Here is a 13404-nt window from a genome sequence, read left to right as displayed (position 1 = left end):
CGCATCGAACGCAAGCAGGGGCAAGCGCGGTTCAAACCGCCCTTGCCCCTGCCTTCACATCGAATTCCGGCGCATGCCGATTACAGATCGAGCACCCGTGGCGATAACAGAAAGACGTGTTCCATATGCGAGCGCTGGTCGTTGTTGTACCGGAACAGCGCGCCGATGAGCGGAATCTTCGACAGACCCGGCACGCCGGTCACGCCGTTCGAGTCGTTGTCCACGCTATAGCCGGCGATCAGCAGACTCTCCCCCTCGCCCACAAAGGCTTGCGTATTGATCTCGCTGCTGGTGATCACCGGAATGTTGTCGACCTGCTGACCGGTGAGCTGACCGTCCTCGATATGCACTTCGAGCTTGATGCGCATCTGGCCGTTTTCCTGCACCACCATCGGCAGCACGCGCAATGAGACGCCCGTGGACACGCTGTACAGATCCGCTGACGTATAGCCCGATACGCGCACGAAGAACTTGGTCTTGTTGTCCATCACCGCTTCGACGTTGTCGAGCGTCGCGACCTTCGGCGATGCATCGATCTTCGCTTTCGAGGTGGTCTGCAAAGCGTTGACGCGCGCCATCAGATAGCGCCCGGCGTCGCCGAGCACGGCGGTAATCGAGGCGCCCACCGGCGTCGCGGAAACGACCGTGGTGCCGTCGGCGAGCGTCGTGGTGCCGAAGTTCGGATTGATCGAGCCGTTCGCGAAGCTGTTCTGCTGATTCGTGCCGGTGCCGGTCTGGAAGTCGAGATGGCTGTTGTGCGCGCGCCAGTCCACCCCGATCTGCGCCAGCACGTCGTCGTCGATTTCGATGATGTGCGCCTCGATCTCGATCAGCTTGGGCCGCGTATCGAGCTGATCGATCAGCGTCGCGTACTGGTCGATGCGCTGTGGCGTATCGCGAATCAGCACGGAGTTGGTGGTCGGGTCCGGCTGCATGATCGGCAACGAGAGATCGCCGCCGCTCGGCGGGCTCGTCGGCGAACCGCCCGGCGCATTCGCATAGCCGACATTGCCCGGGCTGCCGTAGTTGGACGGCTGCGCATTGCCGACCAGGCCGCCGAGCGTCGCGCCCTGCCCGTCCGCCATGTTGGGCGGCAACGGCGGGTTGTACACCTGGCCGCCGCCGCTGTCGCCGCCACCCACGTCGGTCATCGGCGGTACGCGTTGCATGTTCGGCGACATCGAAGTCTGCGACTGGCCACCACCACCGCCCCTCCCCTGTTTCGCGTGATACATGTTCGACAGGACGGTCGCCACGCCCGGCACCGTGATCGTGTTGCCGTCGATCTGCACCTTGTGATCGGCGGCCCATGCATGCTTGAGCTTGAACACGCGAATCACCGAACCGCTGCGGCGGCTCGCGTTGTCATCCAGACGACGGGCGATCTCGCTCACCATCTGCACATACTGCGGCGGCCCGTTGACGATGGCCGTGCCCGCGCTTTCGTCGTACACCACCGGAAAGCGCGAGTCGTCGACGCTCATGGTGTGCAGCGCCGCGCGCAGATCCGCGGCCGACGCATGATCGAGCTTGATCACCTGATGCGTGACGTCGTTGGCGCTGCTGATCGACAAAACACTGCCGTCATAGAACCAGACAAAGCCGAAGGTCGAGGCGAGCGTGTCCAGAAAGCGCTGCGGCGATGTGTCGAAGCGGCCGGTCACCGTGCCCTGAACGTTGCCCGCGATCGATGCGGCCACGCCCTGGCTTGCGGTGAAATCGCGCAGCACGTCTTTCAGGTCCTTGCCTTCGACGGCAATATGCACCGCGTTGCTGCGCCATCGCACCGGCGCCGCGCTGGCGGGTTGCAGCCCGCCCAGCGTGAGGGACGCCGCGAGCCACGCGGCGCAGAAGAGCGTCTTCGATTTCATGGAGTCGACTGAGTGAAGGTGAAGGAAAGAAACCGCGAGTCAAGTCGCACGCCGCCGCGGCGAGCGGCAGCGAACGCGCTATCGTTCGAGCGTCTCGGACGGCGCTTCATGAAACTGCTTGCGATATCCGTTGACGAGCGTCGAGCGGTTCTGCACGCCCCATTTGCTCGCCGCGCCTAGCACGCCGCGATCGCTGGAATAAGAACGGTCGGTGAGTTCGGCGCGAATCCGTTCCATGCGCTGACGGCGGATCAATTCAGTGGGCGACAGCCCGAGGAAATTCTTGAAGGCGCTTTGCAGCGCGCGTTCGGTCACGCCGATTTCCGCGGCCACCTCGCGCACCGAGAGATCGCGCCGGTCCAGGTTGTCGAGCACATAGCTGTATGCGCGGCGATACTTGGCCGGCAGGCGCGCGCCCACATCGTCGAGTTGCGGCGAGGCTTTTGCGCTGCGTTGCAGGAACGGCGCGCGCGCCTGCGAGTCTTCGCGCAGACACTGCATCGCGACCAGCGCATAGCGGCTATACAGTTGCAGCGATTCCTGCGCGCGACCTTCGGCCTGGCGCGTTTTCGCGGTGCAGTAGAGGTATTCGAGCTGACGGTGGCCGGTGGTGCCGTTGCGGCCGATCTGATGCAGCGGCTCCAGAATCGAGCAGGCCAGATGCGGCGCCGCGCCCGCCAGCGTCGCGAGTGCGATTTCCAGTCGCAGCGTGCGCTGATAGTCGCCGAGCCCCTGCTCGCGCGACCATTGCAAATGACGCTGCAATTCGCCGATCGCATCGCGATCCGCGCAGGCGGCGAGACGCAACTGCTGCAGATAGTCGATGCGCGCGCGCAGCAATGGCGAGCGCACACCGAACACCGCGCGCGCGAGACCGTCGACGCTCATGTCAACGCCCTGGCCCGGCCGCGGCGCGTGTTCGCTCGACAAACCCGAATGCCAGTAGACGTGATCGCGCAGCGCCGTCGCGGCCCGCACTTCCATCTGCACGGCCAGGTCGAAACGCATCGTGGCAAGCAGTGCGTGCCAATGGCCCGCTGCATCGTCGATATCGCGCTCCACGCGTTCAAACAGATCGTCGAGCGCGTCGGCGGCTTCGGTGGTGCGGCCCAATTCATTGAGCACGCAGACGATCCCGAAGTGCGCTTCCACCGCGCGAGCCGGCTCGATCTCGGGTTCGTCCGCGACACGCGAAAAACAGGCTAGCGCGGTGCCGAGCCGGTGACGGAACAACGCCTGCCACGCGGCATTGCGGCAGGACGCCGTGCGGATCGCATGCTTCGACGAACGAATCAGTTTCTGCGAACGACGGTAGTTCTCCTCCGCCTCGACTTCGATACCCAGCATCAGTTGCAGATCGGCATGCAGTTGCAGTGCATGCGGCGCGGCATCGGCGTGACCCGCTTCGTCGGCCCAGCGGCTCGCGAGCTGGCTCGCGGCGCTCACCTTGCCGTCGAGCAAGGTGTCGAGGAAACGGCCGGACAGTGGAGTGTGTTGGCAAGGTGCGGGCGTCGCGAGTGCGGACACCACGGGGAAGTAAAGCATCGAGAACATGGGCGACTCCTCTGAGTGCAGGAACGCGTCGCACGCGGCACGCGCGTTGCGTTCGGTGGAGTCAATGTAACGATTCGCATCAAGCGAAGTTTCAATTAATCTGATATTCGCGGCGCATTTGAGAAGGTTTGAGTTTTGCCGCGAGGCCGTTGCAATGCGGTACGTTGCGCATGCATTCTCAACATAACCTCAAGGCTTCGCTACGGGCGCGGATGCATTGGGCGCATCGTTCGCGGCCGGCGTCTTGGTCGTATCGGAGAGCACGCGAAACTCGGCGGCGAGACCGCGCAACGTCACCTGGTCTCGCACCTGATCCACGAAGATGCCGACGAACAGCGCGAGCATCAATACCGTGACTGCGCCTTTGACCGGCTGACTGAGCGTCATCAGATCGAGTTTCGAAGCGGACTTCGCGGCGAAGCCGAAGGCGAAGTCGATCAGCAGCAGAATGAACATCATCGGCGCCGCGAGTTTGGCGACCGATTGCATCAGCGAGTCCGTTTGCGTGAGCACGAACGATTCGAGAATGTTCGACACGTTCGGCCCCGCCGAGATGATCGGCCACCAGTGATACGACTCGTACAGCGTGCCGAGCAGAAACGTCATGCCGCCGAGCGCCCAGAATGCAACGGACGCAATCTGGCTAAGCAAGGTGGCGGTCGGCGTCGACTGTTCCTGGCGCATGGGATTGGTGATCTGCACGTTGTTGTAGCCGGTCAGATCGTCGATATACGTGCCCGCGCTTTCCGCGACCCAGAACACGACCGAAGCCGCGAAGCCGATGGCGAGTCCGATCAACGCCTCGCGCAAGCCGACTTCGAGCAGCAGCACGCCGTGCAGCGATTGCATGAACGCGACAGGCTGGCCGTAGGCCACATACGAACTGAACAGCAGCACGATGGCATTGCGTACCACGCCTTGCAGGAGACCGTCGGCGGTCGGCGGAAAAATGAACATCACGATGAACAGGCGCAGCGAACACACGCCGATCAACGTGATATAGCCGACCAGCAGCGAGCCGAGTTGCGGCAACGCCGATGCGATGTCGTTCATGCGTGTGCCCCGCGCGCCTGGAAGCGCCGCGCCAGCGCGGTTTCCTCGGCCTCTTCGTCGCTCGCGTCGCTGGCGGCGTTCTCCTGAACCCGCCGGATGTCGCGAATCCGCTCGCCGCATAGATCGATGCGGCCTTGATTCAACGCGATCTCGCGCTGGGTCTGCGCGATCGCGGCGAGGTTCGCTTGCACCGCGGCTTCGGCGTGCGCGAGTTCTGTTTCGAACACGCGCAGCCGGTCGTTCACCACGCCGATATACAACCTGCAGTTGTTCAGGTCGTCGAGCGAGAAGGCTTCCGTGCCCGTCATCATGCCGTCCACTCGATGCTGGTAGAACTGCAGCACGCCCGCTTCGTGCGCGACTTGTGCCGCCTTCGCATCGCGTGCGGCTTCGAGCGGCGCATGCGCGCCGCGCTGCGCCGTGAGCGTGACGCGCAAGGTCTCGTCGAGACGGCGCCGCCGCGTGCAGGATCGCTCCAGCGCGACGATGCGCCGTTGCTGCAGGCCCTTCGATCCCGCGCTCATCAGCCGAGCCCGCTCAGGTCGTAGAGTTGCGCCTCGGTGTCGTTCGGCGCGGCATAGTCGCCGGTGCGCTGCGAAAGGAACGCCTTGATCGCGTCGGCCTTGGCGATCGCCTCGTCGGCGAGCGCGTTGGTGCCGGGCTGATATTCGCCGATCTGCAGCAGCATCTCGACTTCGCGATGCTTCGCCATCAATTCGCGAATCCGCGCGGCTGCCTGCACGTAGCCGTCCGGCACGACTTGCGGCATCACGCGCGACAGACTGCCGAGCACGTCGATCGCCGGATACTGGTTCTTCGCCGCGATTTCGCGCGACAGGATCATGTGGCCGTCGAGAATCCCGCGCACTTCTTCCGCGATCGGATCGCTGCCGCTGTCGTCTTCGGCGAGCACGGTATAGAGCGCGGTGATCGAACCCGTTTCGCCCATGCCCGCGCGTTCGAGCAGGCGCGGCAATTCGGCGAAGATGGACGGCGGAAAGCCGCGCCGCGCCGGCGGCTCGCCGGCGGCGAGGCCAATCTCGCGGCCGGCGCGCGCAAAGCGCGTGAGCGAGTCCATCATCAGCAGCACGCGCTGGCCACGGTCGCGAAAATATTCGGCGATTGCCGTGGCGACGTAGGCTGCCTTGGCGCGCTCCATCGACGAACGATCCGAAGTCGCGCACACCACCACCGAGCGCGCCATGCCTTCAGGTCCGAGAATCAGCTCGACGAATTCGCGCACTTCGCGGCCGCGTTCGCCGATCAGCGCGATCACGTTGACGTCGCACGACGCGCCACGCGCGAACATGCCGAGCAAGGTGCTCTTGCCGACGCCGGCCGGTGCGAAAATGCCCATACGCTGGCCTTCGGCGAGCGTCATCATCGAGTCGACCACGCGCACGCCGGTCGGCAATGGCGCATCGATCATGCGGCGGCTCATCGGGTCGGGCGGCGCGGCGAAGATCGGCCGCAAGGTGTCGGAATGAATCGGCGGCCCGCCGTCGACCGGTTCGCCCAGGCTGTCGATCACGCGGCCGAGCAACATGTCGCCCACTTTCACGGCGAGCGAACGTCCGAGCCCGATCACCTGCGTCGAACGCGAAATGTTTTCGAGGCGCGAGAACGGCGAGAGCAACGCGACGTCGCGCGTAAAGCCGATCACCTCGGCGTGTTGCAGCAGCGTGCCGTTCGGCGCGCGCAGTTCGCAAAGCTCGCCGAGCGACAGATCGAGCCCGGCCACCTTGATCAGCGTGCCGATCACTTCCAGCACTTTGCCGGTCCGCGCCACCCCCGGCACGGCCAGGATTTCGCGCTCGATCTCGTCGGTGAGACGGTCGAAATCGACCGTGCGGGTCAGCCACGGCGTGCTCATGCGGCTTCCTCGCCGTCTGGCGCCGCGGGCGTGACGGGCTCCTCGCCGCCGGCATCGGCCTCTTCCACGGACCGCTTCAACGCGCGCGACACCGCGCTGCGCATGGCGCGCAATTGCGTGTCGAGACTCGCATCCACCGTGCCGAAGTCGGACTCGCACACGCAACTGCCCGGATCGAGCCGCTTGTCGGCGATCACGGAAAGCGGGATCGGCTGGCCAAGATCGCGCCAGCGCGAGGCGAGCCGGTCGAAGGTGGCCTTGGCTTCGGCGTAGTCGTCGGGATGAACGGCCACGCGCAGATAAGTCGCGCCTTCCACGATCCGGTCGACGGTGGCGAGCGCCCGCTCGAACAGCGCCTCGTGACGCTCGACGCGCACGATCTGCTCGACCGCCGACGCCACGATCTGCGCGAGCCGCTCGCGCATGCGCATCTGCAACTGGTTCTGCGCGTCGGCGACATCGGCGAGACGCTCCATCCAGTCGGCGAGCGCACGGTCGCAACCGTCGCGATAGCCCTGCTCGCTGGCCGTGTCGTAGTCGCGCTGCGCCTGGGCGGCGATCTCCGCGGCCTGAGCATGACCCGCATCGACGATGCGCGCCGCTGCGTCGCGCGCGTCGGCAAGCAGGGCCTCGCGCTCGATGGCGAGCGCGGCGTAGGCTTCGTCGATCGACAGCAGTTCGCCGAAGGTCGCGCGCGGAATCACATCGCTGACCACGCCGACGCGCGCGGACCAGCCGTGCGCGTCGCTTTCGCCGAAAGCGGAGCGCGCGCGCTTCAACCAAATAGCCATGCAAACTCCGGTAGCAGATCGGACAGCCGCGCGAACAGGCGCGCCGAGCCGGCCGCGTCGATCGAATCGGGAACGGACGCGAGCCACGCCGGTGTCGGCAGCACGCGCGGCAAGGCGAGACGCAGCAGCGGAAACGGCACGCGCGCACTGTCGCCGGCGCCGTTCGCACCGTTCACATGGCCCAGGTCGCGCAGCAGCAACGCGCAGCCTTCGACGGCGAGGGTGCCGGCATCCAGCGCGGTCAGCGGCGGCATCGCGGCGCGCGCGGCGAGGCGCGCAATATCGGGGGCATCGGCAAGATGCGCGTCCTGGGTGAGACGGTCGACGCCGACACCGGTCCACTCGGAAAGCTGCGAACGGGTGCGCTTGTCGATCAGACGCCGCGCTTCGGCACGGCGGAACGACAGGGCGCGCATGCGCAGCACCTGCAGCGCGTGACGCACCGGCAGCACGTCGAGCAGCACGGCGTTCGGCTGTGCCGCGCCGGACGGCCTCGGTTTGAGCGCGCTATACGTGAGGGACGCGAAGGCTGGCAGCTTGACAGCGGCGGCATCGGCGAGCGCGTGTGAACAGCTCTCCACCGCCGCGCTGTTCGCGCGTTCGAGCGCCATGCGCCAGCTTTCGAGTTGCACGGCATCCGCGCCGAGCAACGCGGCGCTCCATGAGGGATCGGCCCAGCGGGCAGCGCTCGCGAGATTGCGGCGATACGCATCGAGCGCCGCGGCCACGCGCATGAAGGGTAGATCGGTCGGCGCGTTCATCGTAGCCGCGTCGGCGGATCAGTTCGCGGGACGCAGACGCCGCAAGCGCGCCAGCAATCCGGCGAAGCGCCCGCTCGCGCCGGCCGCGGCATCCGCGTTGCCGGCGGCATCGCCGCTCCTGGGCCGTCCGGCGATCACGCCACGGCGCGCGAGCACCAGCAGCCCGGTCGCGGCCAGCACGATCACCCCGGCCAGCACGCCGAACCACCACGCCGGCATGCTGTTGCTTTGCGGCAGTTGCGAGTATTCGACAGGATCCGCCGCGACCGCGGTCACGCTGACCTGATCGTAGGTGAGCCCTTCGACGCTGTGCATGACCAGCGTCTTGATCTGCGGCACCAGCGCGCCGATATCGGAGTCGCGCCGGTACTTGATGAACACCGCCGCCGACGACGGCTTGATGGTCTGCGCAAGCGGATCGTTATTCGGCAGCACGATCTGCACGCGCGCAACCAGCACGCCGTCGATTTTCGAGAGCGTCGACGACAACTCCTGCGAGGTCCCATAGATGAAGCGCACGCGCTCCTCGGTCGGCGTCGAGACGAGGCCGTCCTTCTTGAACAGGCCGCCGAGGTCGTCGAACTTGCTGTGCGGCAGACCGCGCGCGCGCAGCACTTCCATGGCGCGCACCATCTGCGCGTCGTCGACATCGAGCGACCATGTCTTGCCCGCGTCCGACGTGTCCTTGGACGCATCCACGCCGCGTTCCAGCAGCGCGACCACCATCTCGTTGACATCCTGCTCGGAGAGATTGCCGTACAGCTCCTTCTTGCAGCCGCCGAGCATGACGCACAGCGCCAGCACGCAGAGCAGCGGCGCGGCTCGGCGGGCCGGTCGCGCGACAGGCGGCACGGCGGGCTGCACAGCGGGCAATCGGTCGAACATGGTGACGGCGTCCGTGACGAAGTTGAATGACGGGTTACTGGTTTTTCATCAGCGTTTCGATCGCCGACTTCGACGAATCCACCACGCCCATTTTCGCTTCCAGATCGAGCTGCGTGCTGGCGAGTTCGAGCGTCATGCGGATGGTGCCCGCGCTCATCTCGTTCATCGACATGGTCGGCGCCTGCTGCGCGAGTTGCAGCGCGTCGTTGACGGTGTGCTGCAACTCGGCGTCCTGCGCCGCCACCAGTTTCGAGGCAACCGCCGTGCCGTCCTGCTGCGGCGTGGCGGGCGCGCTCATCTGTCCTTTCTGCATCAGCGACTGAAACTTGTCCGCCAGTTCAGGCGTGGTTTGCGCGGCCGGCGCGGCGCCCGCGCTTTGCGACATCTGCTCGAGCGACGCCTGCAAGGCGGTCGTGGTGGCATTGACGGTCATGGGCGGCTCCGTGGTCAGGCGCGCAGGAACGACTGGTGCGCATAATCGACCGGCGCGGCCGCGGCCGGTGCGGGCGCCGCTGCGGTCGCGGGTTCGGCGGACTGCGCACCCTCGGCGGTTTCCGCGTCGAATTCAGCCAGCGCCTCGCACGACTTCGGCGTGACGAACTGGCCGCCCGCGCGCTTGACCTTCATCGCGTTGAGCAGGTCTTCGCGAGCTTCGAGCGCGCGCACCAGCGATTGAGTGTCGCGCGTCGGATTGTTTTCCATGGCTTCGGCGGCGCACTGTTTCCAGTCAGGGTCGCCTTTCGCGGACAGACAAAACGCGAGCAGCGCCTTCGCATAGCCGAAGCGCGGTGCGTTTTCGCCGACCTGGCGCAGCACGTGAATCGCGTCGTCCCAATGGCCGCGCACCATGTGCAGGATGCCGTCGAGCGTATCGATTTCGGCGACGCGCGGCCGCAGCACGCGCAGCGCGTCGAGCACGAGCTCGATGTCGTACGGGTCGGCCGACACCTTCGGGAAGTTGCTGAGCAACGCGGTCGAGACGGTTTCGATCAGGCCGCCGACGACATCGGGGCTGCAATTCAGGTAATCCGGCGTGCTGACGGTCATGGCGATGGGCTCCTGACAGAAGCGTTGAGGTCGACCGTGCCGTTCGCAGCCGGTCGGGAAGGATGACGCAAACATAGCAACCGCCGCGCGGCGGCAAGCCGTCGAATGCGAAGTGGCCGCAACGGATGCGAAGCCGTGCCGGTTGCCTAACAGCGCTGTCCATGCTCGCGCGTCAACGGCGCGATCCCGGTGCGGATTGCGTGCCGGCGGCGAATCAAAGCGCTTCGTAATGCGGGCGCCCGCTTCGCCTCGCCCGGCACGCGAGGCGGGTGCGGGCGCTATCGTCAGGCGGACTATGAGGCGCTGCCCTCCTCACATCGCGACCGAGCCGACATGAGCGACGAAAAGACCGAAGAGCCAACACAGAAAAAGCTGCGGGACGCGCGCAAGGAAGGCCAGGTGTCCCGCAGCAGCGATTTGACCGATTCGATCTCGATGTCGGCGGTGGTGCTGCTGCTGATGGCGGGCGCGAGCCACTTCAGCGACGCCATGCGCGAGGCGGTGACGATCGCCACCGGCTTCGTCAACGGCGATCATTCGCTCACCAATATGCAGACGCAGTTGTACAAGATCGGCGGCCTCGCGCTGTCGGCGATCGTGCCGTGCGTATGCATCGCGGCGCTCGCCGCGATTGCCGGCTCGATCGGCCAGGTCGGCATGCAGATCGCCACCAAGCCGGTAACGCCGGACCCGAAAGCCGTCAGCCCGATGGCGGGCCTCAAGCGGATTTTCTCGGTTCGCACGCTGATCGAGTGCGCGAAGATGATCGTCAAGGCGGTGATCGTGTTCTGCGTAATGTGGCAGACCATCAAGTGGCTGTTTCCGCTGATCGTCGGTTCGCTCTATCAGCCGCTGCCGGAACTGGTGCGCATGTTCTGGGATCTGCTGCTCAAGGTCTTCATGGTGGCCGCGGCTGTGTTCGTGCTGGTCGGCGCCGCCGACGTCAAGCTGCAGAGTTTCATGTTCCTCAAGAAGATGAAGATGTCCAAGGACGAGGTCAAACGCGAACACAAGAATCAGGAAGGCGATCCGCGCATCAAGGGTGAACGGCGGCGGCTCGCGCGCGAAATGCTGAATGCGCCGCCGCAGTCGAAAGTGGGCATGGCCAACATGATGGTGGTGAATCCCACGCACTATTCGGTCGCGGTGCGCTACGCCCCCGAGGAACACCCGCTGCCGCGCGTGATCGCCAAAGGCATGGACGAGAGCGCCGCCGCGCTGCGGCGCGCGGCGCGCGATGCGGGCGTGCCGATCATCGGCAACCCGCCGGTGGCGCGCGCGCTGTACAAGGTCGGTCTCGACGAGCCGATTCCCGAAGAACTGTTCGAGACGGTCGCGGCCATTCTGCGCTGGGTCGAATCGATCGGCGCGCGGCGCAACGAGGGCGCACTCGCACCCGACGACGGCACTTCGCCCCACACCACGACTCCGCCGCCCGCCCTCCATTGACGAGACCCACCATGCTGAAGACGCTGAAACTCCCTGCCGGCGGTGAAATCGGTATCGTCGCGCTGATCGTCGCGATCATTTCGCTGATGATCCTGCCGCTGCCGCCGACGCTGATCGACATTCTGCTCGGCGTGAACATCACGATCAGCGTGACGCTGCTGATGGTAACGATGTACGTGCCGGACGTGGTGTCGCTTTCCGCGTTCCCGTCGCTGCTGCTGTTCACGACGCTGTACCGCTTGTCGCTGAACATCGCGTCGACCAAGTCGATTCTGTTGCATGCCGAGGCGGGCCACATTATCGAGAGCTTCGGCGAACTCGTGGTGGGCGGCAATCTCGTGGTCGGGCTGGTGGTGTTCGTGATCATCACGACCGTGCAGTTCATCGTGATCGCGAAAGGTTCGGAACGCGTCGCGGAAGTCGGCGCGCGCTTCACGCTCGACGCGCTGCCCGGCAAGCAGATGAGTATCGACGCGGACCTGCGCGCCAATCTGCTGACCGCCGAGGAAGCCCGCCGCAAGCGCGCGACGCTCGCCGTCGAAAGCCAGTTGCATGGCGGCATGGACGGCGCGATGAAGTTCGTCAAGGGCGATGCGATTGCCGGATTGATCATCACGATGATCAATATCGTGGCGGGTATTGCGGTCGGCGTCGCATATCACAACATGAGCGCGGGCGAAGCGGCAAACCGTTTTTCGATTCTCTCGGTGGGCGATGCGATGGTGTCGCAGATTCCATCGCTGTTGCTCTCGGTGGCAGCCGGTGTGATGATCACGCGCGTCGCCGACGAGCGGCAAGCCAAGCCCGGTTCGCTCGGCGACGAGATCGGCCGCCAGCTCGGTTCCAGTTCGCGCGCGCTGTACTTCGCGGCCATCCTGCTGCTCGGTTTCGCTGCCGTGCCTGGTTTTCCCGCAGCACTGTTCCTGCTGCTCGCCGGCACACTGGCGTTTACCGCGTGGCGTTTGAACACGAGGAAGCCACAGCAGAGCAGCCATGAACGCGAGTCGCTGCATGCCATGCAACGCTCGGGCGCGAAGATCGACGTGCCCGCGATTCTGGCGCGTGCGCCGCAGTTCACCTGCCCGCTCGGCGTGCGGATCGCGCCGGATCTCGTCGCGCGGCTCACCATGCCCGCGCTCGACAAGTCGTTCGAGACCGAACGCGCGCGGCTTCAGGAAGAACTCGGCCTGCCGTTTCCGGGCATCACGATGTGGACGTATGCCGCATTGCCGGCGTCCACTTGCCAGATCCTCGTTCACGACGTTCCGCAACTCACCATTGAACTCCCCGCCGGCAAAGTGATGTTGCCCGAAGCGAGCCGGCTCGCGCATTCGGCGGCACCGGTGACGCTCACTAGCGAAGAGAGCCAGGCGCTGGAGGTGCTCGTCGCGCAATGCGAGCCGGGGCCGCCGATCGACACGAGCGGCACGCCGACGCGTTGGCTGGAAGAACGCTCGGTGCCGCCGAAAACACCCGTATGGCGCGCGGAGCAGGCCATCGCACACGCCTGCGTCGCGCTGATGCGGCGCCACGCACCGCTCTTTCTCGGCATTCAGGAAGTGCAATGGATCCTCGACCAGCTCGCGAGTGACTATCCGGGGCTGGTCGCCGAAGTGCAGAAAGTGCTGCCGCCGCAGCGTATCGCCGACGTGCTGCGACGTCTGCTCGAAGAACAGATTTCGATTCGCAATGTCCGCACGATCATGGAAAGTCTGATCGCGTGGGGACCGAAAGAGAAAGACATGCTGATGCTGACCGAGTACGTACGCGGCGATCTCTCGCGCTTTCTCGCGCATCGGGCCGCAAGCGGCGAGCGGACCTTGTCGGCGGTGCTGTTCGACATGCCGGTCGAGCAGCATATCCGGCAGTCGATCAAACAGACGCCGACCGGCAATTTTCTCGCCTTGCCGCCCGATGAAGCCGCGCTGCTGATCGACAAGATCCAGTCCTTCGTCGGCGCGGTGCCGCGCGAGGGCGTGGCGCTCGTGACCTCGATGGATATTCGCCGTTACGTGCGGCGCATGATCGAGGCGCGTCTCAGCTGGCTCGCGGTGTATTCGTATCAGGAACTCGGCGAGCACGTCGAATTGCGGCCGCTCGGCCGCGTGTCGATCTGAGGC

The 13404-nt window shown here is 65.5% G+C and carries 12 protein-coding genes; 2 read left to right on the top strand and 10 right to left on the bottom strand.

The genetic code is table 11. From position 1 onward, the window contains the following. Positions 1-80: 80 nt before the first annotated feature. The 10 genes from sctC to B0G74_RS37555 form a co-directional block, all read right to left on the bottom strand. Positions 81-1871 carry a type III secretion system outer membrane ring subunit SctC gene (gene sctC / locus B0G74_RS37600; protein WP_132381825.1) on the bottom strand — a complete coding sequence of 597 codons (1791 nt, stop codon included), beginning with the start codon at positions 1869-1871 and terminating at the stop codon, positions 81-83. Between the two features lie 78 nt (positions 1872-1949). Beyond that, positions 1950-3425, bottom strand: a complete 1476-nt coding sequence (locus B0G74_RS37595) for a helix-turn-helix transcriptional regulator (protein ID WP_132381823.1) — start codon at positions 3423-3425, stop codon at positions 1950-1952. A 189-nt stretch (positions 3426-3614) separates the two neighbouring features. Then, positions 3615-4478: a type III secretion system export apparatus subunit SctT gene (gene sctT / locus B0G74_RS37590; RefSeq protein WP_132381821.1), complete on the bottom strand. Its 864-nt coding sequence runs from the start codon at positions 4476-4478 to the stop codon at positions 3615-3617. After that, entirely contained in the window at positions 4475-5002 is a 528-nt protein-coding gene (locus tag B0G74_RS37585; protein WP_132381819.1) for a type III secretion protein HrpB7, read from the bottom strand. Before B0G74_RS37585 ends, sctT begins: the two co-directional genes overlap by 4 nt. Continuing rightward, positions 5002-6351: a type III secretion system ATPase SctN gene (sctN, locus tag B0G74_RS37580; protein ID WP_132381817.1), complete on the bottom strand. Its 1350-nt coding sequence runs from the start codon at positions 6349-6351 to the stop codon at positions 5002-5004. Before sctN ends, B0G74_RS37585 begins: the two co-directional genes overlap by 1 nt. Then, the gene (gene sctL, locus B0G74_RS37575; RefSeq protein ID WP_132381815.1) at positions 6348-7142 is read right to left on the bottom strand and encodes a type III secretion system stator protein SctL; all 795 of its coding nucleotides are present in this window, start codon (positions 7140-7142) and stop codon (positions 6348-6350) included. The genes sctN and sctL overlap by 4 nt, the downstream gene beginning before the upstream one ends. After that, positions 7127-7903 carry a type III secretion protein HrpB4 gene (locus tag B0G74_RS37570; RefSeq protein ID WP_132381813.1) on the bottom strand — a complete coding sequence of 259 codons (777 nt, stop codon included), beginning with the start codon at positions 7901-7903 and terminating at the stop codon, positions 7127-7129. Before B0G74_RS37570 ends, sctL begins: the two co-directional genes overlap by 16 nt. Before the next feature lie 18 nt (positions 7904-7921). Next, positions 7922-8689, bottom strand: a complete 768-nt coding sequence (gene sctJ, locus B0G74_RS37565) for a type III secretion inner membrane ring lipoprotein SctJ (RefSeq protein ID WP_243658559.1) — start codon at positions 8687-8689, stop codon at positions 7922-7924. 133 nt (positions 8690-8822) lie between these two features. After that, positions 8823-9221: a type III secretion protein HrpB2 gene (locus B0G74_RS37560; protein ID WP_132381809.1), complete on the bottom strand. Its 399-nt coding sequence runs from the start codon at positions 9219-9221 to the stop codon at positions 8823-8825. 14 nt (positions 9222-9235) lie between these two features. Continuing rightward, on the bottom strand, positions 9236-9835 hold the full coding sequence (locus B0G74_RS37555; protein WP_132381807.1) for an HrpB1 family type III secretion system apparatus protein: 600 nt from the start codon (positions 9833-9835) through the stop codon (positions 9236-9238). Positions 9836-10168: 333 nt separating this feature from the next. Between B0G74_RS37555 and sctU the strand changes: the two genes are divergently transcribed. Beyond that, positions 10169-11284 carry a type III secretion system export apparatus subunit SctU gene (gene sctU, locus B0G74_RS37550; RefSeq protein ID WP_132381805.1) on the top strand — a complete coding sequence of 372 codons (1116 nt, stop codon included), beginning with the start codon at positions 10169-10171 and terminating at the stop codon, positions 11282-11284. An 11-nt stretch (positions 11285-11295) separates the two neighbouring features. Continuing rightward, positions 11296-13401, top strand: a complete 2106-nt coding sequence (sctV, locus tag B0G74_RS37545; RefSeq protein WP_132381803.1) for a type III secretion system export apparatus subunit SctV — start codon at positions 11296-11298, stop codon at positions 13399-13401. Positions 13402-13404 lie beyond the last annotated feature (3 nt).

It is taken from the genome of Paraburkholderia sp. BL9I2N2, assembly GCF_004339745.1.
Taxonomy (GTDB): Bacteria; Pseudomonadota; Gammaproteobacteria; order Burkholderiales; family Burkholderiaceae; genus Paraburkholderia.
The sequence above is the reverse complement of the archived record's forward strand: the minus strand, read 5'-3'. Positions and strand labels throughout refer to the sequence as shown.